33 protein-coding genes are annotated in these 25,554 nt (G+C 47.1%); 24 read left to right on the forward strand and 9 right to left on the reverse strand.

Annotation, left to right across the window (positions count from 1 at the left end; genetic code table 11):
* Nucleotides 1–74: 74 nt before the first annotated feature.
* The 8 genes from RS881_RS50690 to RS881_RS50725 form a co-directional block, all read right to left on the reverse strand.
* Entirely contained in the window at nucleotides 75–1,421 is a 1,347-nt protein-coding gene (locus RS881_RS50690) for a glycoside hydrolase family 88/105 protein (RefSeq protein ID WP_315817781.1), read from the reverse strand.
* Between the two features lie 157 nt (nucleotides 1,422–1,578).
* A complete protein-coding gene (locus RS881_RS50695; protein WP_315817782.1) occupies nucleotides 1,579–2,301 on the reverse strand; it encodes a RagB/SusD family nutrient uptake outer membrane protein in 723 nt (240 codons plus the stop codon).
* A 32-nt stretch (nucleotides 2,302–2,333) separates the two neighbouring features.
* Entirely contained in the window at nucleotides 2,334–3,047 is a 714-nt protein-coding gene (locus RS881_RS50700; RefSeq protein WP_315817783.1) for a RagB/SusD family nutrient uptake outer membrane protein, read from the reverse strand.
* The gene (locus tag RS881_RS50705; protein WP_315817784.1) at nucleotides 3,017–3,571 is read right to left on the reverse strand and encodes a RagB/SusD family nutrient uptake outer membrane protein; all 555 of its coding nucleotides are present in this window, start codon (nucleotides 3,569–3,571) and stop codon (nucleotides 3,017–3,019) included. Before RS881_RS50705 ends, RS881_RS50700 begins: the two co-directional genes overlap by 31 nt.
* 30 nt (nucleotides 3,572–3,601) lie before the next feature.
* Nucleotides 3,602–4,543, reverse strand: coding sequence for a SusC/RagA family TonB-linked outer membrane protein (locus RS881_RS50710; protein WP_315817785.1), 942 nt, complete (start codon nucleotides 4,541–4,543; stop codon nucleotides 3,602–3,604).
* Entirely contained in the window at nucleotides 4,480–5,091 is a 612-nt protein-coding gene (locus tag RS881_RS50715; protein ID WP_315817786.1) for a hypothetical protein, read from the reverse strand. Before RS881_RS50715 ends, RS881_RS50710 begins: the two co-directional genes overlap by 64 nt.
* The gene (locus RS881_RS50720) at nucleotides 5,079–6,356 is read right to left on the reverse strand and encodes a TonB-dependent receptor plug domain-containing protein (protein ID WP_315817787.1); all 1,278 of its coding nucleotides are present in this window, start codon (nucleotides 6,354–6,356) and stop codon (nucleotides 5,079–5,081) included. Before RS881_RS50720 ends, RS881_RS50715 begins: the two co-directional genes overlap by 13 nt.
* A 97-nt stretch (nucleotides 6,357–6,453) precedes the next feature.
* A complete protein-coding gene (locus RS881_RS50725; RefSeq protein ID WP_315817788.1) occupies nucleotides 6,454–6,774 on the reverse strand; it encodes a carboxypeptidase-like regulatory domain-containing protein in 321 nt (106 codons plus the stop codon).
* A gap of 755 nt (nucleotides 6,775–7,529) precedes the next feature.
* On the opposite strand from RS881_RS50725, the gene RS881_RS50730 reads away from it, so the two are divergent.
* From RS881_RS50730 to RS881_RS50820, 20 genes are all read left to right on the forward strand, one after another.
* Nucleotides 7,530–7,916, forward strand: a complete 387-nt coding sequence (locus RS881_RS50730) for a hypothetical protein (RefSeq protein WP_315817789.1) — start codon at nucleotides 7,530–7,532, stop codon at nucleotides 7,914–7,916.
* An 81-nt stretch (nucleotides 7,917–7,997) separates the two neighbouring features.
* A complete protein-coding gene (locus tag RS881_RS50735; RefSeq protein WP_315817790.1) occupies nucleotides 7,998–9,416 on the forward strand; it encodes a fasciclin domain-containing protein in 1,419 nt (472 codons plus the stop codon).
* Nucleotides 9,417–9,546: 130 nt separating this feature from the next.
* Nucleotides 9,547–9,747, forward strand: coding sequence for a hypothetical protein (locus tag RS881_RS50740; protein ID WP_315817791.1), 201 nt, complete (start codon nucleotides 9,547–9,549; stop codon nucleotides 9,745–9,747).
* 20 nt (nucleotides 9,748–9,767) lie between these two features.
* Nucleotides 9,768–11,816, forward strand: a complete 2,049-nt coding sequence (locus tag RS881_RS50745) for a SusC/RagA family TonB-linked outer membrane protein (RefSeq protein ID WP_315817792.1) — start codon at nucleotides 9,768–9,770, stop codon at nucleotides 11,814–11,816.
* A 25-nt stretch (nucleotides 11,817–11,841) separates the two neighbouring features.
* Nucleotides 11,842–12,231 (forward strand): TonB-dependent receptor domain-containing protein, encoded by a 390-nt coding sequence (locus RS881_RS50750; RefSeq protein WP_315817793.1) that lies wholly within the window; start codon nucleotides 11,842–11,844, stop codon nucleotides 12,229–12,231.
* Nucleotides 12,210–13,055 carry a SusC/RagA family TonB-linked outer membrane protein gene (locus RS881_RS50755; protein ID WP_315817794.1) on the forward strand — a complete coding sequence of 282 codons (846 nt, stop codon included), beginning with the start codon at nucleotides 12,210–12,212 and terminating at the stop codon, nucleotides 13,053–13,055. Before RS881_RS50750 ends, RS881_RS50755 begins: the two co-directional genes overlap by 22 nt.
* A gap of 104 nt (nucleotides 13,056–13,159) precedes the next feature.
* Nucleotides 13,160–13,732 carry a RagB/SusD family nutrient uptake outer membrane protein gene (locus RS881_RS50760; RefSeq protein ID WP_315824881.1) on the forward strand — a complete coding sequence of 191 codons (573 nt, stop codon included), beginning with the start codon at nucleotides 13,160–13,162 and terminating at the stop codon, nucleotides 13,730–13,732.
* Nucleotides 13,729–14,007: a RagB/SusD family nutrient uptake outer membrane protein gene (locus RS881_RS50765; RefSeq protein ID WP_315817795.1), complete on the forward strand. Its 279-nt coding sequence runs from the start codon at nucleotides 13,729–13,731 to the stop codon at nucleotides 14,005–14,007. The genes RS881_RS50760 and RS881_RS50765 overlap by 4 nt, the downstream gene beginning before the upstream one ends.
* Entirely contained in the window at nucleotides 13,986–14,555 is a 570-nt protein-coding gene (locus tag RS881_RS50770; RefSeq protein ID WP_315817796.1) for a RagB/SusD family nutrient uptake outer membrane protein, read from the forward strand. Before RS881_RS50765 ends, RS881_RS50770 begins: the two co-directional genes overlap by 22 nt.
* A gap of 169 nt (nucleotides 14,556–14,724) precedes the next feature.
* Complete coding sequence (locus tag RS881_RS50775; RefSeq protein WP_315824882.1) at nucleotides 14,725–16,089, forward strand: fasciclin domain-containing protein; 1,365 nt, start codon at nucleotides 14,725–14,727, stop codon at nucleotides 16,087–16,089.
* Between the two features lie 394 nt (nucleotides 16,090–16,483).
* Entirely contained in the window at nucleotides 16,484–17,020 is a 537-nt protein-coding gene (locus tag RS881_RS50780; protein WP_315817797.1) for a fasciclin domain-containing protein, read from the forward strand.
* A gap of 41 nt (nucleotides 17,021–17,061) precedes the next feature.
* Nucleotides 17,062–17,736, forward strand: a complete 675-nt coding sequence (locus RS881_RS50785; RefSeq protein WP_315817798.1) for a hypothetical protein — start codon at nucleotides 17,062–17,064, stop codon at nucleotides 17,734–17,736.
* A 73-nt stretch (nucleotides 17,737–17,809) separates the two neighbouring features.
* Nucleotides 17,810–19,099 carry a TonB-dependent receptor plug domain-containing protein gene (locus tag RS881_RS50790; protein WP_315817799.1) on the forward strand — a complete coding sequence of 430 codons (1,290 nt, stop codon included), beginning with the start codon at nucleotides 17,810–17,812 and terminating at the stop codon, nucleotides 19,097–19,099.
* A complete protein-coding gene (locus RS881_RS61115) occupies nucleotides 19,099–19,539 on the forward strand; it encodes a hypothetical protein (RefSeq protein ID WP_350340041.1) in 441 nt (146 codons plus the stop codon). The genes RS881_RS50790 and RS881_RS61115 overlap by 1 nt, the downstream gene beginning before the upstream one ends.
* Complete coding sequence (locus RS881_RS50795; RefSeq protein ID WP_350340042.1) at nucleotides 19,467–20,387, forward strand: SusC/RagA family TonB-linked outer membrane protein; 921 nt, start codon at nucleotides 19,467–19,469, stop codon at nucleotides 20,385–20,387. The genes RS881_RS61115 and RS881_RS50795 overlap by 73 nt, the downstream gene beginning before the upstream one ends.
* Nucleotides 20,388–20,461: 74 nt before the next feature.
* Entirely contained in the window at nucleotides 20,462–20,662 is a 201-nt protein-coding gene (locus RS881_RS50800) for a hypothetical protein (protein WP_315817800.1), read from the forward strand.
* 5 nt (nucleotides 20,663–20,667) lie between these two features.
* Entirely contained in the window at nucleotides 20,668–20,970 is a 303-nt protein-coding gene (locus RS881_RS50805) for a hypothetical protein (RefSeq protein ID WP_315817801.1), read from the forward strand.
* 240 nt (nucleotides 20,971–21,210) lie between these two features.
* On the forward strand, nucleotides 21,211–21,639 hold the full coding sequence (locus RS881_RS50810; RefSeq protein WP_315817802.1) for a hypothetical protein: 429 nt from the start codon (nucleotides 21,211–21,213) through the stop codon (nucleotides 21,637–21,639).
* 202 nt (nucleotides 21,640–21,841) lie between these two features.
* Nucleotides 21,842–22,465 (forward strand): hypothetical protein, encoded by a 624-nt coding sequence (locus RS881_RS50815; protein WP_315817803.1) that lies wholly within the window; start codon nucleotides 21,842–21,844, stop codon nucleotides 22,463–22,465.
* Nucleotides 22,466–22,518: 53 nt separating this feature from the next.
* On the forward strand, nucleotides 22,519–22,845 hold the full coding sequence (locus tag RS881_RS50820) for a hypothetical protein (protein WP_315817804.1): 327 nt from the start codon (nucleotides 22,519–22,521) through the stop codon (nucleotides 22,843–22,845).
* 350 nt (nucleotides 22,846–23,195) lie between these two features.
* On the opposite strand, the gene RS881_RS50825 is transcribed toward RS881_RS50820, so the two are convergent.
* Nucleotides 23,196–23,645 carry a hypothetical protein gene (locus tag RS881_RS50825; RefSeq protein WP_315817805.1) on the reverse strand — a complete coding sequence of 150 codons (450 nt, stop codon included), beginning with the start codon at nucleotides 23,643–23,645 and terminating at the stop codon, nucleotides 23,196–23,198.
* 376 nt (nucleotides 23,646–24,021) lie between these two features.
* Between RS881_RS50825 and RS881_RS50830 the strand changes: the two genes are divergently transcribed.
* The 4 genes from RS881_RS50830 to RS881_RS50845 are packed head-to-tail and all read left to right on the forward strand — an operon-like array spanning nucleotide 24,022 to nucleotide 25,545.
* The gene (locus RS881_RS50830) at nucleotides 24,022–24,483 is read left to right on the forward strand and encodes a ligand-binding sensor domain-containing protein (protein WP_315817806.1); all 462 of its coding nucleotides are present in this window, start codon (nucleotides 24,022–24,024) and stop codon (nucleotides 24,481–24,483) included.
* Complete coding sequence (locus tag RS881_RS50835; RefSeq protein ID WP_315817807.1) at nucleotides 24,441–24,893, forward strand: two-component regulator propeller domain-containing protein; 453 nt, start codon at nucleotides 24,441–24,443, stop codon at nucleotides 24,891–24,893. Before RS881_RS50830 ends, RS881_RS50835 begins: the two co-directional genes overlap by 43 nt.
* Nucleotides 24,866–25,297, forward strand: coding sequence for a PAS domain-containing protein (locus RS881_RS50840; RefSeq protein WP_315817808.1), 432 nt, complete (start codon nucleotides 24,866–24,868; stop codon nucleotides 25,295–25,297). Before RS881_RS50835 ends, RS881_RS50840 begins: the two co-directional genes overlap by 28 nt.
* 17 nt (nucleotides 25,298–25,314) lie before the next feature.
* A complete protein-coding gene (locus RS881_RS50845) occupies nucleotides 25,315–25,545 on the forward strand; it encodes a hypothetical protein (RefSeq protein WP_315817809.1) in 231 nt (76 codons plus the stop codon).
* The last annotated feature ends 9 nt before the right edge of the window (nucleotides 25,546–25,554 follow it).

Below are 25,554 nucleotides of genomic sequence, written 5' to 3' on the forward strand. Positions count from 1 at the left end.
TGAATTCTAAAAATAGGTTCCCAAAAAAGTTCCGACCTCATACTTCGTGCTTCTGTATTCTGTCTCCTGTATTCTCACTTCTCATAATACTGCAAAGCGCTGTCATTGATCCTGTATTTATTTTGCTTTATCAGTTCATAGATGGCTGCACCTGCCAGTAATACCGGGCCATATCCATGTGCGGCGTAAACATTTACCGGACGGTAATAATAAAATGCGGGCTCAAAGCCCATACCGGTACCTACGCAGGTTCCTTCCACCTGTCCTTTGTCATTGACCTTGGTGGATACGGCATTCCAGGCCAGCATCACCATGGGTCCATAAGCTACGGGGTCAATCCATCCTTTTTGAATGGCATGGGCTATACAATACGTATAGATGGCTGTAGCCGATGTTTCGAGGTAAGAGTCATTACGATCCAGTAACTGGTGCCAGCATCCGGAGCCGGATTGATAAGCAGCCAGTCCCCTTACATGGGCCATCAATAGTTCCAGCACCCTGGCCCTGCCGGGATGATCTTCGGGTAACACATCCAACAATTCCACTTTGGTAAGGATGGCCCATCCATTGGCACGCGCCCAATGGAACTGGGGGTGTTCCTGCATACCCTGTACCCAGCCATGCATGTACACATTCTTTTCTTTATTGAACATGCGTTCTGAAAATTGCAATACCTGCTTCACTGCATCATCAAAGTATTGCCGGTTGCCGGTAAGTTTGCCCATCTGCGCCAATGCGGGCACGCTCATGTATAGATCATCAAGCCAGATGGTATTGGGATGCGGCCGGTTGCGCGCCAAGGTACCATCGGGTAGTCTGAATTCTTTTGTCGAAATATACTGCATGTAATTATTGATGACCGGCCGCAGGTTATTAACACCGCCCAAACGTTCGGTTTTGATCATGGCAGCGCAAACGGCACCGGCATCATCGAGGGCATGAGGGTCTATAACAGACCGCAAGGGATTGGAACGATTCCTGTATTTATCAAACAAAGGTTTAAATACAGGAACAGCATCTGCAATCAACTGCATGCGGCGGGTAGTATAGGCGGTGTATTTTTCGTCACCTGTAGCCAATCCCACTTGTAGCATACCGGCATAGGTAACACCCCACTCATAACTGGTGAGACGAAAATCGCCGGACTTGAATATGGTATTGGTATCTGCCTCCCTGATATTATTCAGCAGCACGCCGGTGCTACGGTTTACCAGTTGAGGAGGGGTAGCGGCATCGAGGTAATTAAATACCCTGTCCAGCACTTGCTTTACTGCTTCGGGTGCCGGAGGAGCATACGGTACAGGATAATCCACTTTCAGGGCATGTAGCGGCGCCGTCACATCATTGGCTTTTTGGGCAACGGCAGGAATGCCCACACAGGCTAACCAGGTGTACAATACAGTTTTCCTTGAGTACTTCATATAGATCAATTTCTATTATTTAATTACAAGCCGCGAGCTATGAGCTGCGAGCTACGAGCGCCCCGCATGGCGGGGTAGTTTTTTGAAAGCAAAAAGGACGGTCAATAAAAATTGACACGTCCGTGCTTGCTATTCTACTAACTAAGACTGCTTTTCATTATTGGTAACCAGGATTCTGGTAAGCTGCCATTTCGGCTGCCGACATAGGCTGGCCAGCCACTTTCAAAGAAATGATCTGTGGAAGCGGAATGGGCCTGAATTTATGGTATGGTGACAGGTTGGTGGCATCTGCATTATAAAGCTTTGTTCTATCGTACAGCGTCTCTGTTCGGGCCAGGTCTTCCCAGCGGTACAGTTCACCACATAATTCGCGCGTTCTTTCATTCAGCATAAAATGAATAAACCGGGCTTCTGTGGAGCTTACTGTGGGAGGGTACAATTCGCTGGCGGCATTGGTATTAAACAATGTTTCAGTGGCCATCATGGCGGGCTCGGTACTGGTTACATCATTCTCTACACCACCATAGAATAACCAGTTGTGCGGATTCTTTACTTCTCCTGCTTTATAGGCAGCTCTTTTGCGCACCACATTCACATACTCCAATGCTTTGGGGTAATCTGTTTTCCGGCCATAAGCTTCTGCCACGATGAGGTAGGTCTCGGCCAGCCTGGCCAGTACGCCATTCCGAATACCTCTTTCTTCCTGCAAGTCGGCTGTAAGGCGTACCCCATCCAGGAACTTGATGAGCGTAAGGTATTTGTTGTCCGAAAAGTCGGAGGTAACAGGTGCAGTGGCATTGTCTTTCCTGTACCGGGCATATACCCTGGCGCGGAACTTTGCTATATCTGCCGGCAGTAAAGGCTTGTCGGGTTTATTCACGACGAACAGACCAGCCGTATCGCCAATGCCTACTACTTTTTACCTACCAGGTCGGGACTGGGTGCATTGGCTGCTGTAAATACCGGTATGGCCGATGAGTTGCTGTGGCTGGTGGGTGCATTCCTGTAATAAGCTGTCTGGAAACTTTTAAAGAACCTGGAATCATTGGCCCTGTCGAAAATATCTATGGTATAGTCCGTAGGCCGTAAGCGACGGAAAGGGCGGCCATTGAAGGCATCGCGTATCATACCCGGAATGGGGATACCGGCATCGTATTGCGTACCAAAAAACAAGTGTACCCGGTTACCACTGCCCGCGATAGCAAGGCTATTGCTAAACTGTGCGGCGAAGATCACTTCAGTCGTATTGTTATTGGCCGCCAGTTTGGAAGCATCGCCCAATGGCACAGCGCCATCAAAGCCCGGCTTGGGAGGTGTATGGTTGGCATAGCTGGCACTGTATAAGTTGGCATAGTTGGCTTCGAGGGAATGGGCGCCTGATCTGATCACCGAATCGCCAAATACAATAGCACTATCCAGATCAGTAGTCTTTTTGCCACGGTTCTCTGTAACAGCGCTGGCCCTGGTTAAATAGGCTTTTGCCAGGAAATGATAAGCTACCGATTTGGAGATCCGGCCCCTATCAGCTGGAATGGCGTAGGACAGTACGGGCGCCACGCTGCGCAGGTCGCCAATGATCTGCTCATAAATGGCAGCTACACTGGCACGGGGAAACTCCGTGCGCAAAGTATCTGAAGATTGGTTAACCAGGGGATAGCGCCAAATTGTTGTACCAACTGAAAGTAATAATAAGCCCTTAGGCCCCTCAATTCGGCCATGCGCTGGTTGCGTTGGGCGGGCGTGCCCAACAAGCGGGAATTGGCATCTGCAAAGACGGAAATCAGTTCAATACCCAGGTTGCAGCGGTTAATACCTGCATAGTTATTCGTCCACAGACCATTCACAAATCCATCAGATCCATTGGGGTTAAGCAGGGAATTGTATTTATTCCAGTGTTCGTTGTTGAACTGATCGCCCAGTCTAAATTCATCGGTACCAAAATTCCACATGGCATAAGACTGCTCATTTTCAAATTTCCACCTCAAGGGAGCATAGGCCGATTTCACCAGGTCTTCCAATCCCTGATCTGTTTTGTAATAATCCATCGTTAAGGTAGTCACCAACTCTTCTTTGATGAACTTTTTACAGGATACCACGGTACCCATGGCAATCAGGGCAACGGCACCGGTTATTTTATATAGTATTTTCATTGTTGTTCTTTTAGGCAAACAATTAATGGCTTACAGGCCCATTCGCACACCCACTACAAAACTTCTGTAACTGTATGAATTGGGGCCAGGGTTATTGGTAGTAGAGGCAAATTGCTCCGTATACTGAATGGTTTCCGGATCGTACGGTGATTTGTTGTGAAACAGGAAGGGGTTCACCGCATTGATGTAAACCGACATGGAGTTGGCCTTTATTTTGGATAGTATGGATTGGGGCAGCCTGTACGTCAATGAAATATTCCTGATCCGTACAAAACTTCCTTCACGATAACCCAGCGACTCCCAATAAGTAGGTACATCGGAAGTACGCGTAGGCTGCTGGTAATCGTTGGAAGGATTGGTGGGAGTCCAGTAATTCACTTTATTCGATTGGAAGCGGCCTACCAAACCGGGGCGTGGCACTCTGTACATACCTCCCTTGCGGATATATACCAGGCAGCTCAGCTCAAAGTTTTTATAACTGATGGTATTGGTAATGCTGCCCGTCCAGTCGGCATTGTCATAACCCAATACTGTTTTATCATTTCCATCAAGGAGCGAATCTCCATTGATATCCCGTACCCTGATCTTTCCGGGGCGGTATAAGGTATTGGCGGCATTGGTGCCTTTGGGCCACAGGTAATCTTTGAGATAACCGCCCTTGGCAGTATCAGCATACTGGTAAATGCCATCTGATTCATAATTGTAATAAACCCGGATGGGCTGGCCTACCATCCAAAGGTTGAGCAGGTTATTGTTGCTCGTTCCGTCGATGGTTACAATGGATTCTTTGTTTTTGCTGAACACGATGTCCGTGGTCCAGGTAAAACCACCTTTATGGATGTTGACGGAACTAAGGGCAATATCAAAACCCTTGTTACTTACTTCACCCAGGTTGATATACATTGAGCTTACCCCATTGGCGGAAGGAATACGCATTTCCTGCAACTGATCGGTGGTGCTGCTTTTGTACACATCGATACTACCGGATATCCGGTTGCCGAATAATCCAAAATCGAGGCCTGCATTGATGGTAGCCGTTTTTCCCAGGTAAGGCCCGGTGTTTTAAAAGTGGTGGGTGCCAACCCTACAACGGCTGTTCCATTGGTCCAGTTGTAATTGGTGAAATCGAGCGGACCGTTGGTGCGATAAGGAGGAATGGAGGAATTGCCTACCAGGCCATATCCTATGCGCAGTTTGGCAGCATTGATCACCCGCTGGTTCATGAAGAACGCTTCATTGTCCATGCGCCAGGCTACAGCAGCAGAAGGAAACCACTGGCCTTTACTGCCTTCGGCCAGCACGGACGAATTATCGTAGCGGTTGCTAAGTGTTAAATAATATTTGCTTTTGTAGTTGTAGTCGATCCTGCCCATGTACGACAGTAATTGCTGGGCGCTATAACTACCACTGCCTGTTGTTACGCCGAGTGTATTGCGGTTGAGGGAAAACCATTTCTGTTCTTCAAAAATGAGGTTATTGGCCGATAGCGCCAGTACATCTGTTTTATTCAGGTTCTGCATTTCATGCAGCAGGGTAATGTTAAAAGCATGGTCCTTTTGATCCTGAAATCATAATACAGCAGGTTATCGTAAACCCATGAAAGGCTATTGGTAATGGTGTGGCTGGCATTGGCCGCCCCACCCTGCCTTACTGAAGATTGGGCGCCATTGAACTGGCCCTGGCGGGTATTGCGTGAATCGAGACCAAATACTGCTTTATAACGCAGGCCCTTGAGAAGTGTTACTTCGGCAAATACATTTCCGAAAATACGGCTCACTTTCATCTCATTGAATACGGTATTAACATCATTCATGGGGTTTACGATATTCTGATCACCGCCGGCATAGAGGATGAATTTACCCGTACTGTCATAAGGTTGGGCGAAAGGCAATTGCCCGGAAGCCCCACCATACATACTGGGTCCAATATTCTGTACACTGTTGGCATAGGTAATGCTGTTGCCAAAAGTTAACCATTTAACGGGCTTGAACTCACTGTTATTACCTACTGTAAAGCGGGTATAGTCCTGCCCGTATTCAATACCTTTCTGATTGAAATAGCCTGCATTAAAGCTGGCGCGCATCTTATCGCTGCCGGCAGCAATGGTAATATTGTGCGAATTGGTAATGCCCTGCCTGATAGCGCCCTTTTGCCAGTCGTACCCTTTCACTTTGGAGGGATCATAGATATCCAGGCTGTCCAGTACAGGCAGTTTCAGGTTGCCCATGATCGCCTTTTCTTCAGGAGTAGACGCTCTTTTGAAAGCGATATAGGTATTGCTGGCCCGGTCAAATACCCTCCATTGATAGGCTCCTTTAATAGCATTGAGTGTATATAAATCGCCATCAAAAAGGTTGATATCTGCCGCTGCGTTGGGAAAGTAATTATTAGGCTGGGTGGTATTCTGCGCAAAGTTGTACACCCTGTCGGCCGAAAAAGCCTGACGCCAGGCATCCATTAGTTCTACCGCATTAAATACCGGTATGTCTTTTAGCAGGTTTTCAATGGAAACACTGCCACTGTATTCTATATTGATCTTACCCGCCTTTCCCTTTTTGGTAGTGATCTGTATCACTCCATTGGCGCCCCTTACCCCATAAATGGCGGTGGCAGATGCATCTTTCAACACATCGATATTTTCAATATCCAGGGGATTCATATCGTCGATCGTATAGCTCACCGGAATACCATCCACTACATACAAAGGCTCATTACTGGCCGACAGGGAACGGTTGCCACGTATACGAATACGGGAACCACTACCCGGGCGAAAGGAACTGGCCATCGCTTCCACCCTGCTACACGGCCCTGCAGGGCCTGGGTAACATTGGTAACGGGTACCGATCTGATCTTTTCGGCACTGATGGAAGCGGTAGAACCCGTCACATCCCCCTTTTACGGGTGCCATAACCTACCACCACCACATCTTCGAGTGATTTGGATTCGGCATACAGCGTTACGGTAACCGTTGCCCGGTTGCCCAACCGCAGCTCCTGCGTAAGGTAACCTACATAGCTTACTACCAGTGTAGCATTCCCGTTGGGTACTACCAGTGTGAAAGCTCCTTTGTCGTTGGTAGTGGCCGTAGCACCGGTAGCTTTAACGGTAACTGTAGCGCCCGTTAAGGATTCATTCTTTTCATTGAGAATGGTACCTGTAATGGTTGTATCAAACGGTACAGGAGCTGGGTAGCCTGCATCCAAAAATAACCGGGAAGGTGTTCTTTAACCAGGGGGTAATCAGCAGACTTAGCAAAAAGGGGGAACGCGCAAAGTCCCGTCAATAAAGGCATGCAAATCCAGCAAGCGTGGAATGAGCTTCTTTTCATACAGCAGTTTTAAGACATGTTTTTACGATCGTTAGTCCGCCTAAATTAATCAGGCGCCATTGGATAATCATCCTGAACTATCCTGAAACTATCATTTTATGTGTCAAATGCACTGCAATTATGGATAAACAACCCATTGGACGTACTAAACACTTGAAATGCAGCATGGCAGGACGCTTCAGGACGGTTGATGAAAGGCAAAAGTTAATTTTATTGCCGCATTAGTGTAATTCTAACGATTATGTGAGGGGCTGTAATTCCTGATTTTTCCGTTTACGAAACTTAACTAAAACCCGAACCAAACTTGCTTGCCATGCACTACTTTGACAGTATTCCCTTTATTGCAGGGGCTTTCCGCACCGTGGCACTGTTTTCCCTTTCGCCCATGGTTGTCCGGAGCAAAATACCTACCGATCATTCCCCAGGAAGAAAGCTTATCCATTGTAACACAATGGACGTTATGTATACAGGCGGCGCTATAGCCGGCTGTTGATCGTATAATATGTAACCAACTGCGGCAAGTAATGACGGCGGTTTCCCTGCTACCTTATCCCAACCGTACACCTGTCACTACTGCCTGATCCCACCACTATAATATATCGTTCTCAAAAAGAAAAACAGACAATCTCTATGCACAAGCTTCTACACAAGATGCTACTGGCTGTAACCCTGGTGTTGCTACTGGCGGGCTGCCGTAAAAAGCATTTGATGAATACTATGGGCGCCCCGACTCCCTGGAACCGCCCATTTATCAACAATTGGCCGCCAGGGGAAATTTCAAAAGCCTATTGGCAGCTATTGATAAAGCAGGATATAAGAACACGCTGGGAGCAGCCGGATACTGGACTTTTTGCTCCTCATGATTCTGCCTTCCAGGTTTATTTTACGGCACAGGGCATCAATGGCATAGAACAGCTGGATAGCAATGCCTGCCGGCAGATGGTGACATACTGCCTGGTGTACAATGCCTACAAAAGGAGCGTATGGGCGATTACCAGTCCAATACCGGATGGGTAGCCGCCAACGCCTTTAAAAAGGCGTACCGCCAATTATACAGGTGTATACAATGGGATAGACACGGGCGGAAAATCGTTGAAAATGATCGCCTCCAACCGCAATGGCCTGCTCTACTACAATGAAACGGATAACAACAATAAGTACCTCCCCTATTTTGTAGACAACTTTATGACGGCCAGGAACCTTACTGCAGCGGACTATAATTATTTCTACCCCAATACGCCCTACACAGGATTCAATGTAGCTGATGCCGTTGTGACGGAAAAAGACATCCCTGCCGAAAATGGTGTTATCCACGTAGTCAACAAAGTGATCACTTCATTGCCTTCGGCAGACCAATACCTGGCCGGCAAACCGGAATACAGTCAGTTTAAAAAGCTGTTCGACAGGTTCCTGGTGCAATATGTATTGAATGCTGCAGCCACTACAAGGTTTCAAAATGTAACCGGCAAAACCGACCAGGTATTTACCAAGGTGTACAATCCCCTGCTGGCCTTTGCACTCAACAATGAAAATTTCCTCAAGGCACAGGAGAACGACGCGCAGAGTAACTCCTACAGCATCTTTGCACCCACCAATGAAGCCCTGGAGCAGTATACCAATACGGTATTGCTGGAACATTATGATAAAGTTGAAAATATGCCCATTGGCATCATTTACGATTTTATCAATGCCCACCTATGGCAAAATGCCGTATGGCCCAGCAAGTTTAAGACCACCCTCAACTTTGTGAACGAAGAAGCCCGCTTTGATCCTGCCGTTAATGTGGTGGATAAAAAGATATTGAGCAATGCTATTTTCTATGGCACCAACAAAGTGCAAGAGGCCAATGTGTTTACCAGTGTATATGGCAAAGCTTACCTCGATCCCAACTATTCCATGATGATCTCCTTGTTGAACATGGAACTTAAATTCCAGGTCTCCAATATTTACCGCAATTATACGCTGTTCATGATCAGCAATGACCTATTCAATAAAGCCGGTTATTTTGTGGACCCCACGGCCAGCAAAGATGCGATTGACCAATGGAAGTTTACGCCTCTGCCGGGTTCTACCATTCCGGCCAGTACGGGCAGCACCACCCGCAACCGCTTATTGCGCATTTTAAACCTGCATGTAATACCACAGCAGGTAATGACCAACCTCACCAGTGAAGGAGCAGCAGCCGGATATGGAGGTGAATTCATCGCTTTTAAAAACAATACAGTCTATGCGCCGGGCAATGTTGATTCAAACAACGTGGCTAAGGTAAACAGCAGCAAAACTGCTAAGAACGGAATAGTATATTATATCGACCGCATCCTGGAATTTAGTGAAGCGGCTGTAGGCAAGCATATTGAAGGATTGGGTACTCCTGCAGGCTCCCCCTACAATTACTTCTGGCAATACCTCCGCAATTCCATGTTGTGGAACAATACCACCAAAGAGATACTGGGTGTGGCCGGCGGTACTTTCTATACCTTGTTTATTCCCGATAAGGCGGCCATCCAAAAGCCGTAGACGATGGCTTATTGCCCAAAAAAGCGGATGGCACACCCAATTTCACGCCTACCCTACCGGCCGAGCAATTAAAGGTTTTCAAATTCCTCAACTACCATTTCCTGAATAAAAGATCATTGGGGCAGATGGCATGGAAAGTGGCAGTTTTGAAACCATTCTCAAAAGGAATAATGGCGACCCTACCACCATCTTTGTCAACAATGCACCTGGCGTTATTACGCTCAATGATATGGAAAGCCGGGTAGCGCATGTGATCTCCACCCCGGGAACCTACCTCAGCAATCGCTGTATGATCCATCTGACAGACAACTATCTAAAATACATTGACTAATTACCCCAAACATATTGCCCATGAGGAAGTACTTTGAAAAGGCCTGTTGTATGCTGGTATTGGCCGTTACGTGTTGCTTAACAGGTTCGGCACAAACGGCAGCGCCAACCGACAATAAGCTCATTATCCGTGGAAAGATAACTGATAAGAAAAATAAGGAACCCATTTCCGGCGCCTCTGTATCGGAGGTGGATGGGGATGGACGTATCATCAAAGGGGCCGCTACGGATATAGAAGGGAATTATGTGATCAGGATCACCAATGCCAAACACAAATTATCTGTTTCGTTTGTGGGCTATAAAACAACCAGCCAGGCCCTTAATGAGCGCACCACCATCCATTTTCAATTGGAAGCAGGTGGCGGCTCCGACCTGGAAGAAGCCATTGTAGTGGCTGCCCGGCGAGTTGACAATGGGATGGGACAAAAAGCAGAAAGGAATATGACCACCGCTGCTTCCCGCGTAAACGCCAAGGATATGGAAGAAATGCAGGCTGCCAGTATTGACCAGGCCCTGCAGGGACGTATGGCCGGGGTAGATATTACGGCTACCAGTGGCGACCCAGGCGCCGCCATGAATATCCGTATCCGCGGCGTTTCGTCTATCAACTCTACCGGCACTCCTTTGATCATCGTAGATGGTATGCCCTATGAAACGGAAATTCCCGGTGACTTTAATTTTGGAACAGCCGACGAACAGGGATATGCACAATTGCTGAATATATCGCCGGCCGACATTAAAGAGATCACGGCGCTGAAAGATGCTGCCGCTACAGCAGTATGGGGCAGCCGGGCTGCCAATGGCGTTTTGATCATTACTACCAAGCGGGGCAGCCGTGGTAAACCCAGCATTACCTATACCTTTAAAGGTTCGGCTTCGATACTGCCCGATGCCATCCCTTTGTTGAATGGCGACCAGTACTCCACGCTGATACCCGAAGCCTTTATGAACCGGATAGGCACCACCCTCAATCCATCCATACGGGAATTCAACTACGATCCCAACGATCCTTATTGGTATTACAACTACAGCAATAATGTGAACTGGGTGGATGCCATTAGCCGCCAGGGCTTTTTGCAGGACCATACGATATCCATGACAGGCGGTGGAGAGAAAGCCAAGTATTTTGCTTCGGTAGGTTATTTTAACCAAACCGGTAATACCATTGGTACGGCCCTTACGCGCATCAATAGCCGGATCAACCTGGATTACATCATCTCTGATAAAATAAAAATATTCACCAGTATCGCCTTTACGCATACCAAACAGGCGCGTAATTATTTCAATGGCAACAACAACAATGAAGGCGCTATCCGGGGAGTTGCCTACCTCAAGATGCCCAATATGAGTGTGTTTGAATATGATGAACTGGGCAACCTCACCCCCAATTATTTTTCTCCTGCCTCGAATGTACAGGGACAGTTTTCACGTATTTATAATCCTGTAGCCATGGCGCAACTGGCCAAGCTGAATATATTGGGCGAAAGGATCGTACCAAGGTTCCAGATCGATTATTCTATTTTTAAGAATCTACTCCGGGCCACCTTCGATGTACAGTTTGATATCAACAATACCAAGAACAGCAGCTTCCTGCCGCAGCTTGCCACCGGCCGGCCCAATACAGAAACGGTGGTTAACAGGGCCTACGATGGTGATATTGACCTGTTTGGCGTAACTACCAGAAGCAGCCTGTTCTTTACACCACGGTTCAAGAATGAAGACCATGTTATTTCCAGCAGCCTGAATATTTTTACGGCTGATAATAAATCGGTCAACCAGGAACTGGTTACCTCCAATACCGCTTCTTCGTTATTGGTTGATCCCTCCATTCCTTCGCGTACTCAAAACCAGGACCTGATGGCGGTATCGCGTATTTCACAAACGAGAACCGTTGGTGCTGTGATCATTGCCAATTACAGTTATAAAGATAGATACCTCTTTGAAGCCACGCTGCGGGGTGATGGCAATTCACGCTTTGGGCCTGCTTATAAATATGGTTTGTTTCCCGGAGGCTCCTGCGTTGGCGTATATCGGAAGAATGGTTCTTTAAAAAGATCAAAAGCTGGATGACCTTAGTTTCCGGTTAAGTTATGCCTTGAGTGGCAATGCACCACGGTATGATTATACCTTTTTCAATACCTACAATACTTATTCCTGGAGTTACCTGGGACAAACCGGGGTATATCCTTCCCGGCCCGAATTGAAAAACCTGCGTTGGGAAACTGTGCATGGCGCCAATATTGGCATGAACGTTTCTTTATTTAAAGGACGCGTACGTGCTGATATCGACGTATACCGCAACCGTACCACCGACCTTTTCTCCGATGCACTTCAGATCCCTACTCAAAACGGTTTCAATGCCCTGGGCATGAATATCGGCACGATGGATAACCAGGGCTGGGAGTTGGCCATCTGGACTGTTCCTTTCAGGAACAAGACCTGGTCTATTGATTCAATTTCAATGTGGCGCAAAACCAGAATGTGATCCGCGAAATATCTGAGTATGCCGCCAATAGCAAAGGCAATGTAGGCGCTAATGGAGAATACCTGCGCCTGCTGCAAATTGACAATCCATTTGGGTCTTTCTATGGCTACCGCTATAAAGGTGTATATAAGGATAAGGAAGCTACCCTGGCCACCTCCGCCGCAGGCAAACCCATCGTTGGGCCCAATGGGCAGCAGGTGTACATGCGTTTCAACTATCCCAATGTGGACTATACCTTTCAACCGGGTGATGCCATGTATGAAGATGTAAACCATGATGGCAATATCAACTACATGGATGTGGTGTACCTGGGCAACAGCAACCCCACCCTGGTGGGCGGTTTTGGTCCCACCATTTCCTACAAAAATAAAATAACCCTTTCGGCCTATTTCAATTTCCGCTATGGCTATGAGGTCATCAACGGCACCAAGATGAATACCACCAATATGGCCAGCTTCGATAACCAGAGTACAGCAGTATTGCGTCGTTGGCGCAAAGAGGGGGATGTTACTGACATACCCAGGGCCATGATTGCCGGAGGTTATAACTGGCTGGGCAGTGACCGCTATGTGGAAGATGCTTCTTTTTTGCGGTTTCGTACCGTTACGGCCCGCTATGTATTTGATGGCAAATTATTGAACAGGCTTAAGATGAAAACACTCAGTGCCTTCGTCACAGCCGAGAACCTGGTTACGTGGACAAAATATACGGGGCAGGACCCGGAAGTGAATGCGCGTGGCGCCGATGTATTCAGGCTGGCTATAGATAACTCCATGACACCTCCTTCCAAAACCTTTACGATTGGCCTGGTAGCAGGCTTCTAAATACCCACCTACATGAAAAAACTATTGATATACGCATTGATCATTGTACTGGCAGGACATATTACCTCCTGCAAAAATGGCTCGACCTGCAGCCACAGGATGGCATTGTACGGGAAGAGTTCTGGAAAACAAAGGAGCAGGTAGAATCGGCCGTTACTGGTATTTATGCCTCCATGCTGGGAAGCACCAGCGGCGACCGCCCGCTGACCGAATACCTGTTTATATGGGGTGAAGGGCGGGGTGATATGGTAGCACCCGGGTTCCGCGCCTCTGCCGACGAACAGGATATTGTAAACCTGAACATGTTATCCACCAACAGTTTCACCAACTGGCGCTCCTTTTACCAAACGATCAACTATTGCAATACGGTCATTGACCAGGCCCCGGCAGTATTGGGCACCGACAATACTTTTTCGCAAGACCAGCTTAACCGAGCCACGGGTGAAGCATTGACCATACGTGCGCTGATGTACTTCTACCTGGTACGCAGTTTTGGAGCAGTGCCTTTGAAATTAACCGCTACTCTCAGCGATAAAGAGGTAGCTCCTTTAGGCAAGAGTGGACAGGATACCATTCTGAAACAAATCGTAGCAGACCTGCAGAAAGCCGAACCCTTTTACCTCTCACCTATGGCAATAAAGGTTTTGACAAGGGCCGCGCTACCCGCTATACTGTGAATGCGCTACTGGCCGATGTGTACTTATGGATGGACAAGTACAGTGATTGTGTAGCGGAATGTGATAAGATCATTAAATCCGGCAAGTTTGGATTGGTACAGGCCAATGAATTCTTCAACAATGTATTCTATGAAGGCAATTCCAATGAAAGCATATTTGAACTGCAGTTTGATGCACAAAAGCTCAATGGCTTTTATATCATGCATACACCAGGTAACCGCCGCTGGGGGCTGCCTTTCATATCAGTGAGGAGGTGTATGGTATTGACCTGGTGAATAGCGTTCCGATGACCGATGTACGGGGTGATAAAACCTCTTTTCGTGGAACTGATTTTTCTATCTGGAAATATGTAGGGGCGGATAATACGGGGGATAATTTCAGGTCCTTTGAGCAATCCTTCGCACATTGGATATTTTACCGGTATGCGGATATCCTCCTGTTAAAAGCAGAAGCGATCAATCAGCTCGACCAGCCACTGGAAGCCTCCCGCATTGTAAAAACCATTCGTCAACGGGCCAATGCACTGGAATTGAAAGTAATGGACAGCACCAGTAAAAGCGGCATGACGGGGTATATATTGGAGGAGCGGCAACGGGAGCTGGCATTTGAAGGCAAACGCTGGTACGATGTGTTGCGCAATGCCAAACGTAATAACTATGAAGGCATGGGTTTCTTATTGACGATGGCGGGTATTAGTATCCCCTCCGACAGGCTGCAGGCCGCCTTGAATAAGTTGCGTGATAAGAACAGTCATTACTTTCCCATCTATACCTACGAGTTACAAACGAACCGGTTACTGGAACAAAATCCTTTTTACAAATAATTAATACCGCTTTTATGAAGCAGCGAAACGGCCTGCCGGCCATAGTCACATTCACCATCCTGTTTGCAGGGTTAATCCTCTACAGCTGTAAAAACAGCAGTTCAGGGAAGATACCACCGCCGATGTCAACATTGTAGGTTACCTGGAAAAACATATTGATTCCTTCTCCCTGTTTAAGCAAATACTGGACAGAACTGATAACAGTGCATTCCTGAACGCTTATGGTTCCTATACCTGTTTTGCGCCTACCAACAGTGGTGTAAAAGCCTGGCTGGCGGCCACCAATACCGCCAGTGTTGAAACAGCCGATATCAATATACTTAAAGAGCTGGTGAAGCTTCATCTCCTGGGTGATACGGTTACGACTGCTGCCTTTAAGGATGGCCGGCTACCGGTGCCTACTATGCAAAGCCAGTTCCTCATCACCGGTGTTCTCTTTAAGGATGGCAATTCCAGCTATACGGTAAACAGGCAGGCTACGGTATTGCGCTCGAATATAAAGGTAGGTAATGGCATTATTCATGAAATAGATCAGGTATTAACACCTTCCAAAGTAACGATCGCACAGCAACTGGAAAATAATCCCAACTATTCCATATTTGTAGAAGCCCTCAAATCTACCGGCTATTATACGTTATTGAATACCGTAGATGCTGATACTGCTAAAAGGTGGATGACGGTATTGGCTGAAAGCAACCAGGTATTGGCAGATAGCGGTATTGCCACTTATGCGGCCCTGAAGACGAAGTATTCCAATACAGGCAACCCAGCCAATGAGAAAGACAGTTTGCATATTTATGTAGCTTATCATATCCTGAGAGACATCAAATTCCTGGGCGATATTATCAATGCTGCCTCCCATCAAACCCTGCAACCCCAGGAAGTGATCAGTACGCAATTGATCAACCAGGAGGTAGTGGTGAATGAGGACATGTTTGACAATGTGCTGGAAAAGGGTGTGGTCTTAACAAGGAGTACCAGCGACAATGCAGCCACCAATGGCGTATGGCATCAAACCGGCGGCCATTACATGGTAAAGTTTCGTAAGCCGGCGGCTGTGTATTGGGACCTATCCTCTTTTCCGGAGATCATGAAACTGCCTGCCTACTATAAAAAGCAGAATTACAATTTCGTACGTCAAAATGAATTGGATAAGCCCATTAAGGATATTGACTGGGAATTCAAATCGGCCAGCACCACGTTGACCTACTTCTATAGTACCAGTAGTTCCCTGGGCATTTTTCAATACAACAATGATTGTATTGTATTGCAGTTGGGATCGCCCAGCAGGGCCACCTGGGTTGAGTTTACAACGCCTGTAATTATTAAGGGCCGTTATAAGGTATGGATCTGCTACAACTGCCGTAACCAGGTAGTGTGTAACGTACGTGTCAACGGCGACCTGATGCAACGGCCCGTTAACCTGGGTGAGTGCAGGCCGGCAGGAACTGATGCCGAGCTGGAATCCATTGGCTGGAAACGTTATATCGAATCCACCGGTTCCATTCGGGGTATTATGCCTCCCGGCTGGTAGGCACGGTTGATATTAAAACGACCGAAAGGCATAAACTACGCCTGGAAACCATATCGGGTACCAATGCCAATAACTACCTGGATATGATCCATTTTATACCAGTTGATCAAAACCAGGTATTGCCCCGGTTCAGGCCCGATGGCACCAAGATATACCAGTAGCTCTACACACTTTATTCAACAGAATTTTAAACGAAGCGAATAATGCGAAGAAAGATATTTAAGCCCTTGCTGGCCCTGGCCGCTACCGGCTTGTTGCTATCGGGCTGTAAAAGTGGGAAGATCACAATGCGATTACCGACCCCGTTATTACCAAGGACCTGTTTACACAGATCAGCGAAAATACCAACCTCAGCAAATTCACTGAGCTGCTAACAAAAACGGGATACGATAAAGTGATCGCCTCTTCCAAAACCTTTACTGTATTTGTCCCTACCAATACAGCATTGGCTACGCTTGACCCTGCCCTGGTAAATGATGCGCCGAAGTTGCGCCTTTTTGTAGCCAACCATATAGCCAATCAAATTTATCAAACCGCTTCAGTTACTGCCCCACTGCGCCTGAAGATGTTAAGTGACAAGTATAATAATATGTTGGGCAGGAAACTGGAAGATGCCAATATTACTGAAGCGGATCATTATGCCAAAAATGGAGTATTTCATATCATTGATAAATTGGTTCCCGCCCTGCCCAATGCCTGGGAATTTTTAGAAACAAGCCCACTGGCTCCCGGCAAACAAAGAGAATACCTGCTGTCCTTATACCGTAATGTATTTGATACAACCAATGCAGTGCAGATCGGCGTTGACCCCACAACAGGTCAACCGGTATACCAACCAGGCACCGATTCGGTCAGGACCAATTTGTTCTGGCGCAATGTGCATGACCTGCGTGATGAAAGCAAGCAGTTTACCTTTTGTCATGCGCAATGAAGGCTGGGAGGCAGAGATAGGAAAATACAAACCTTTTTTATGTGACGGGTACGGAGGATAGTACCACCAACCTTGCCAGCTGGGCCGTAGCAAGAGACCTGGCTGTAGAAGGTGTTTATGATGCCACCAATATACCCGATACCATCCTTTCCAAATTCAGGATCAAAGTAGGTATCAACAAACAAGCCATTGTGCAAACTATCAAAACAAGCAATGGGGTGGTATTTATCATGGACAATATAGCAGTAAGGCCGGTAGACAAGTTCCCCTCCTTTGTGATCCAGGGAGAGAATTACCAAACATCCAGTCATGACCGCCGGGGCAATACTTATTTCCGCGAAAGGTATAACCCGGTAACCGGGTTTGATTTTCGGGATGTATTGGTATATAAACATGGGGTGGCCTTGTTCAACCTGGGTTATCGCCTCAATGGTATGCCCTCGCTAAAGTACAAGGCTTATTGGGTGGCCCTGCATGATAATATCAATAGCATTACCGCCTCTTTCGATCAAAAGCTAGGCATTGGTACAGCTACCTCCACCATCTTGCCCTATATCAAGGTGAATCCGAATAATTACAACGAGGTATACCTGGGCGAGTTTTCCCTGGCTACCTATATGTCCACCTTTTGGGTCTACCTCACTTCGGCCAATAGTACATCCGAGACAGCCAATCCTATTGTGTGTGATTACATCAGGCTGGAGCCTGTTTTCTAAACCCTATTCGTTTTTTTGAAACAATACCATGACGATGTTAATAATGAGAAGATCTATCATAAAAACTGCGGCTGTGTCGGCCTTTGCTTTGGTAACAGGCAGTCTGGCGGCACAAACAGCCCCTGCTTTAAAAGATACAGGTGTTATACAGCTTATAGTGAAGAAGGAGGAGAAAAAGGGGGTACAGGTTTCGGGCATCGTTACAGATGCCATCAGTGGCAAGGACTTACCAGGTATACAAATTAAGGTAGCCGGGTTTTCGGCAGCCATTACTGATGATCGTGGGCAATTTACCATTCTGGTACCTTCTTACACTTTCACTTTGACCATTGAAGGTGAGGGGTACGATACACGGCGTGTGCCGCTGAAAGGCCGGAACAGCATAGCGGTGGCGTTATTAGATGATACCCATGAATCCTTTCACGAGCCGGTAACTATGCCTTTTGGTCCCCGAAGCAAGGCCACATTAATAGAAGCTACCGGGCAATACAACCTGAATGCCTCCTGGTCGCAGCCAGGAGAAATGGCCGATGGTATTTTACAGGGGCGCATTGCGGGCCTGCAGGTGATCCGCCGCTCCGGTACGCCTGGTGCTGGCGCCAACTTGTTTTTACGCGGCTACAATTCCCTGTATGGCACCAATAAACCATTGATCGTGGTAGACAATATGTTGTTTGATGCCAACGAATATGGAGAAAGTATTATTGCCAATTCTTACGTCAATCCGCTGGCATTGATCGATGTAAAGGATATTGACAATATTACCGTATTGAAGGATGCAGCCAGCATCTATGGTACCAAGGGAGCCAATGGCGCTATTATCATTACTACTGCGCGTCCCAAAAGCCAGGCTACGCGGATCGACTTTGCAGCTTATACAGGCTTCAATAGTACGCCCAACAAGTTGCCAGTAATGAATGCCGCCGATTACCGCATTTACCTGAGTGAGCAATTGTACGGTAAAGGATTGAGTGGCACTGAGATCGCTTCCTTGCCGTATATGAATGACGATTCCAAAAATGCCGATTATGCACGTTACCATTACGATACGGACTGGCAGAAAAATGTATTAAAGAGCAGTGTAAACCAAAATATCTTTCTGAAAGTAACCGGGGGCGATAATATAGCCACGTATGGTTTGAGCATGGGCTATTCGGGCAACCGGGGTGTTGTAAAAGAAACCGACCTAACCCGATACAATACCCGGTTCAATGCCGTGTTTAATTTCACCCGTCGCTTTACTGGTACCGCCAATCTTAGTTTTACCTACAATGAACAAAACCTGAAAGACCAGGGTATTGCTGATAAAACAGCGCCTATATTTCTATCCTGGGTCAAAGCGCCTTTTTACCGGCCAATGTAGTGAATGATGCAGGCATAGAATCACCCAACCTGGCAGATACGGATATACTGGGTATGAGCAATCCATCTGCCATCATTGCCAATATGCAGGCGTATAATAAGTACTACCGTTTCTTTGGCTCCTTTGGCTTTAAATACAATATCACCCAAAGCCTTAGCGCCAGTACCATGATGGGTGTAGTACATGATAAAGTAAGAGAGAATTTCTTTGTACCGCGCAAAGGCGTGGCTGATGATACCCTCACCAATGCCATTGCCGACAGCCGTATGGGAACGCAGGTAAAAGGCTTTTCACCATTTACAATGATACCCGGCTGGAATACAACCAACATTTCAACCAGGCACATCAGTTCACTGCCAACCTGGGTATGCGCTACCAGCACAATAATGCCGAGCAGGATTTTGCATTGGGATTCAATGCGGCTACTGATGACCTGGTAAGTGTGCAAAATGGGTTACCCGCACTGCGACAGGTAGGAGGCGGTATTGGGGAATGGAACTGGCTGAATGCTTATGTTGGAGCAGCCTATAGTTTCAAAGACAAATTATTCCTTAACCTCAATGCCGCAATGGATGGCTCCTCCCGCTTTGGCGTCGAAGCCGTCAATGGTATCCGCCTGTCGGGCAGGCAGTTTCCGGTGATGCCTTCCATTGGAGCCGCCTGGCTGATCTCTTCCGAAAACTTCATGGCGCATTCACCGGTTAATTTGCTGAAAATAAGAGCTACGTACAGCATTACAGGCAATGATGATATTGGTAATTACAGTAGCCGCCAAACCTATCGCTCACAAAATCTGCTGGGCGCACAAGGCCTGGTACGCAGTGGCATTGCCAACCCGGCCTTGCAATGGGAAACCAATTACAAAGCCAACGTTGGAACGGATATCGCTTTCTGGAATGAGCGGGTGGGTTTAAGCCTGGATGCTTATCATACCACCACCCGCAATATGCTGGTGTATGAAACGTTGACTACGGCCACCGGTTTTAAGACCATGCTCACCAATGGCGGCCAAATGGAAAATACAGGAATAGAAGCCAGTCTGCGGGTAAGAGTGGTCAATGCCCGCCAATTTAGCTGGGATGCAGGCATCAATATCGCCACCTATAAAAATAAGATCAAAGCCGTTCCTGGCAACCGGTTCACCACCGACTACGCAGACGCTACCATACTTACAGCAGCAGGCCGGCCTGCCAATCAATTTTATGGCTATACTACCCAAGGTGTATTTGCAACTGATGCCGAAGCTGCCACTGCCGGCCTTAGTAAAAAAACGCAGATGGATCGCTGAGTCCTTTTAAAGCAGGAGATATCCACTTTACAGATGTAGACAACAACAAGCTTATTGATGGGGAAGACCGGCAAGTGATTGGTGATCCCAATCCGGCCATATATGGAGGTTTCAATAACCGGATCATCTATAAGAATTTCGAGCTGGGCCTCTTGTTCACCTTCAGCCAGGGTAATGATGTATTCAATTATGTACGCTACCGCCTGGAGTCATTAAGTGGTGTAGAAAATCAATTGAAAGCGCACGGAATCGCTGGCGCGGCAATGGTCATGTAACCAATATGCCCAAAGCTACCTGGGGCGACCCCATGGATAATAGCCGTTTTAGCGACCGCTGGATAGAAGATGGCTCTTATATCCGCTTGCGCACCTTGTCCCTGCAATACAACCTGCCGTTGAAAGCCAATGGCTTCCTAAAGAACGCCAGTGTATATGCCACGGCCACCAACTTATTTACCCTTACCGAATACAAAGGATATGATCCCGAGTTCAGCGTTACACCCAGCCCTTTTACGCAAGGAATAGATACCGGGCTCGATCCCTTGTACTGTACGGTAACATTGGGCGTGCGTGTTGGGCTGTAGAGAGCAGCGAGTGGTAAATGGTGAGTGGTCCCGGCATACACCTGGAGGGCGTAAGTGGTTGGGAGTGATGACAAGTATAGGTTTGGTAATTAATTCGTGTAATTCGTAATAATTCGTGTTTACAATGAAAAATAAGTTCTTTATAAAAATAATACTACTGGCAGCCATAGCGATCAGTACATGGAGCGCCTGTAAAGAGCCTTCGATATAAAGCCGGCCAGCGAACTTGATGCCAGTCAGATGTACCGTAATGTATACGATGCCGATGCAGCAGTAATGGGTATCTATGGTAAATTCATGAGCCTGGCCGATCGTTACGTGATCTTAAATGAACTGCGGGGCGACCTGCTGGAATATACCAATAATGCGGATGAATACCTGCGGCAGATCAGTACGCATAATGCCAAAGCCGATAACCCCTATGCAAGCCCCCGCCCCTTTTATGAACTGATCCTGAACTGCAATGATGTACTTAAGAACTTCCTGATCATGAAAGACAAGAATTCGATGAAGGAAGTGGAGTTCAACCAGCGTTATTCGGACATTGCCTGCCTGCGCAGCTTCCTGTACCTCAATTGGGCATTCATTATGGCGATGAAGTGCGGTATGTTACTGATCCCCTGGAAACAGTGGATGCGATCAAAGACGAAAGCCGGTTTCCTAAAATAAAGTTTGATGACCTATTGGATAGCTTGATCAGCTTCACCGAAAAGATACCTTTTAGGGATCCCTATCCTACTGGTTCTACCTTGAATATAACCCTGGATGGCTCACCTACTGCCACCTTCTTTATTAACAAAAATGCCTGCTGGGTGACCTGTATTTATGGAATGGTGATTATAAAAAGTCGGCCATTGTTTACCGGGAAGTGATGGAAACGGCTACCGTGGGCAGCCCTGGTGAATCGTATTACTCTCAGTACAAGCTTGGCTGGACCGGCAGCCACAATCATTATGTAACGTACAGCCGTGCCGGCGATGCTTCTACCCTCGTTTATTCAGATGGCTGGCGTTATATGTTTGAACGGCCTTATGATGCGGGTTATACACGTGAGTGGATATGGGCCTTACCTTACGACAGCCGCTTTCAGCCCGATAATCCACTGATCAAATTATTTTCTCCCGTAGGCGGTAATTACCTGGTGAAGCCTTCGCAGGAGATCATTGACAACTGGAGAAATCAAACGCAACGCCCGGTAGCTATTACCGGTACGGGAGGTGGTATCCCTTATGATGCACGCGGCCCATTGAGTGTGAAGCAGATTGGAGGGCAACTGGTGGCTATGAAATATTTGTACAACTATATCAACTATACTACGAACCTAGCAGTAAATCCGCTGGCTAAAAATGGCAAATGGTTCCTATACCGGCAAACGCATTTGCACCTGCGTTTTGCAGAAGCCGCCAACCGCGATGGGTATCATCGCCTGGCTTATGGCTTTATCAATTCAGGTATTCCAGGCGCTTATCCCGTACCGCCCAATACCCCAATGTAACGCCTTATCAAAATACGCTGTCCTATGCGCCGCCTTATAATTTCGATGCACGCATGGGTGATATCCCCAATTTCAGAAGCGACTGGTATCGTCATATCGGCGTCCGCGCGCGGGCCCTGGTAACGGAAGATGCCGTAGCAGCCGGCGCTGATAGCCTTACCTATATTGAAAACAGCCTGGTAAATGAAGGCGCGCTGGAAAATGCTTTTGAAGGTACCCGCTGGGCCGACCTGTTGAGGGTAGCCCGCCGCCGTAACGACCCGGCCTTCCTGGCCAACAAAGTGTATGCTAAACTAATCAAAGATGGTATTCCGGATGCTGAAGCAGTGAAACAAAGACTGATGGACAAACAGAATTGGTACCTGCCTTTTAAGTTGTAAGCTTACAAGTTGAAAAGTTGACAGGTTAAAAGGGTAACAGGCAAAACGAATTGCGAGAATAGAATAATAGAAAGGCAAGCTGTTTTATGCAGCTTGCTTTTTTCATGGCTACAATGATTCCTGTCAGGATACCTATTTTGTACGTTTCAGAAATGGGACCAGCATGGGTACCCATTTTTTATAACGTCTGTATTGCTCTCGAAATGAGTAATGAGGTCGCGCTCTTCAAATTGGATGGCTATAAATATGTAACCAGTAGTAAGGATAGCAAACAGCAAGTGCGCAACAGTCATAGAAGGCGTAGCCCAAAAGCGATCAGGAAACCCAGGTACAAGGGATGACGCACCAGCTTATAAAAAAGGAAGCCTGAAGGGCAGCGAGGTATAGGGCTTACCATTGAAATACAACCCTACCTGGCGCAAGCCAAACAGGTCAAAATGATTAATGAGAAAAGTACTGGAGAATACGATCGACCATCCACTCAGGTAAGCGATGGACAATATTGCTTTAAGTACGCTGTTTTCTACCGTCCACACTTCACCGCCCATCGGCTGCCATTGCCACATCAACAATACCAGGCATAAACTGGCCAACAATACGTAAGTGCTTCTTTCCAGTGGTTCGGGAATATATCTTGTCCACCACTGCTTAAAAGCAGGTCTGGCCATAACACTGTGTTGCAGGGCGAATAGCAGGAGCAGCGAAGCATTGATCAATAATGCGCTCAACAAAGTAGTTTGTGGCACGCTGTCGATGGATTTGGGAACAAAGAGGTTACCTACAAAACCAATGGCATACAAAATGGTGCCTAAAAGATACAGTAACTACCGATCCCATACAGCAAAAACAAGAGCTTCTTCATGGCTGATAAGTGTTTAAACCGCTCGCAAACGGCCGGTTAATGATTAAAAGAATAAAGGTTATTTTTAATAACGCCTTGCAACATTAGTGGAAGGCAAGACCTCTAAAAGGGCAGATTAGCAGATGAGGGGTATCCTGCGTACTATTATCTGTATTTTGAGGAAAGCATTATCCTGTAAAACCTTTAAAAGATTGAGCAAACGGCTCAATATAAAGGCGATTTTACGCAGTAAATCAGGCTGTTCAATCAGGAAATGTTCTTAAACCCATGAAAATAGTTGTATTTACATATTGATAAGCCCAAGCCTTTGATCCATGAAGTTATTGCCCATCCTTTCAACAATCTTCCTGGCAGTGACCAGCTGCCTGTTTCACTATGGAGCAAAGGGTCAGTATAAATTCGATAATGCGCAATACCTCAATAAGGAGCAAGGTTTGCCGGATAACCAGGTTTACCTGATCCAAAAAGGGCGGGATGGTTTTATGTGGGTAGGCACGCGCGAAGGCCTTTGCCGGTTCGACGGCCAGCAATTCAAAGTGTACCGGCAGGGTAATGACCTGCGTTATTCCTTATACGGCAATACGGTAAACGCTATTTTATCGCATGGATCTGAGCTATGGGTAGCTACCAATCAGGGTATCTCGGTGCTCAATACCAGTACTGGTCTTTTTCGCCATTACCAATTGGGGGAAAAGGGGAAAATGGATACCCTCACCAGGGACCTGATTTTTCGGTGCATGTTTTACGGGAAGATGCGGATGGTAATATTTGGGTAGGCACGCGCCACTATGGAGTTTGGAAGTACCAAAGCGATAAAGACAATTTCCTGCCTTGTACCTCTGTCCCAGGTTCCTATCCAACGGTAGCACCCCTGTTAGGTTCCAACAGCTCAGTACTGAGCATAGAACCCAGTATTAACAACGACTCCATTATTTGGGCGGGTACAGTAGGCGGCCTGCAGGAGATCAATAGATTTACGGGAAGCGTAAAATGGCATGTATTTCCACAAAAAGACAAAGACTACCAGGTGGCTGTAAATGCTGTCCGCCGGATGCATCACCACAGCGATGGATTGCTGTACCTGGGCGGATGGACGGCAGGGCTGCATGTATTTGACCCGGCTACCGGAATACTGCAGCCGGTACCCGTGAGCAAACGGTGGGGAATATTCTCAAAGCCCCCATAGGTAGCATCAACCGGAAAAGTGATCATGAATTATGGATCACCATGCTTGATGGGCTCATCGTTTATGATACACAACTAAAAGATATTACCTGGATAAAATTAAATAATGTACAGGAGAACCTTTATTATGGAGTGAGTTGTATTGATGAACACCAAAGAATATGGTATGGCAATATCAACGGCATTCAATGCTTCAACCCTGCAATGCAACAGTTCACCAGTTATTCGTTTGAAGAACTGTACGGCAGGGAATGGGCATTTACAAATTACATCATCAGTGATTCAACGGGCAGGATGCTTACTGCCTGCCCCATACAAGCCAACGGATTGTATGTCTTTGATAAGTTACACAGCAGCTGGACCAAATTGCCTTTCAACAGGCCGGCTACTGCCAAAAACTATTAGTACGAGGCTTTGGCGCATTGCCGGATGGCAGGTTTATCATTTCTTCCGACAAGGGGTTATTTACCTATGATGTGCGCAGAAAACTGTTGCAGGCTATGAAACCGCCGCCCAGCCGGTTTAACAGGTGGTATGGCCTGGTCGTTGACGGGCTCGGCCGTATTTGGCTGGCGGCAGATACTGATGGATTGATCTGCTGGGATTATCGCAACGGCCGGTCACGCAATTACAGCCACCAAATTACCCCATAGATGCTACCA

Origin of the sequence: Paraflavitalea speifideaquila (genome assembly GCF_032395985.1) — a bacterium.
Lineage (GTDB): Bacteria > Bacteroidota > Bacteroidia > Chitinophagales > Chitinophagaceae > Paraflavitalea > Paraflavitalea speifideaquila.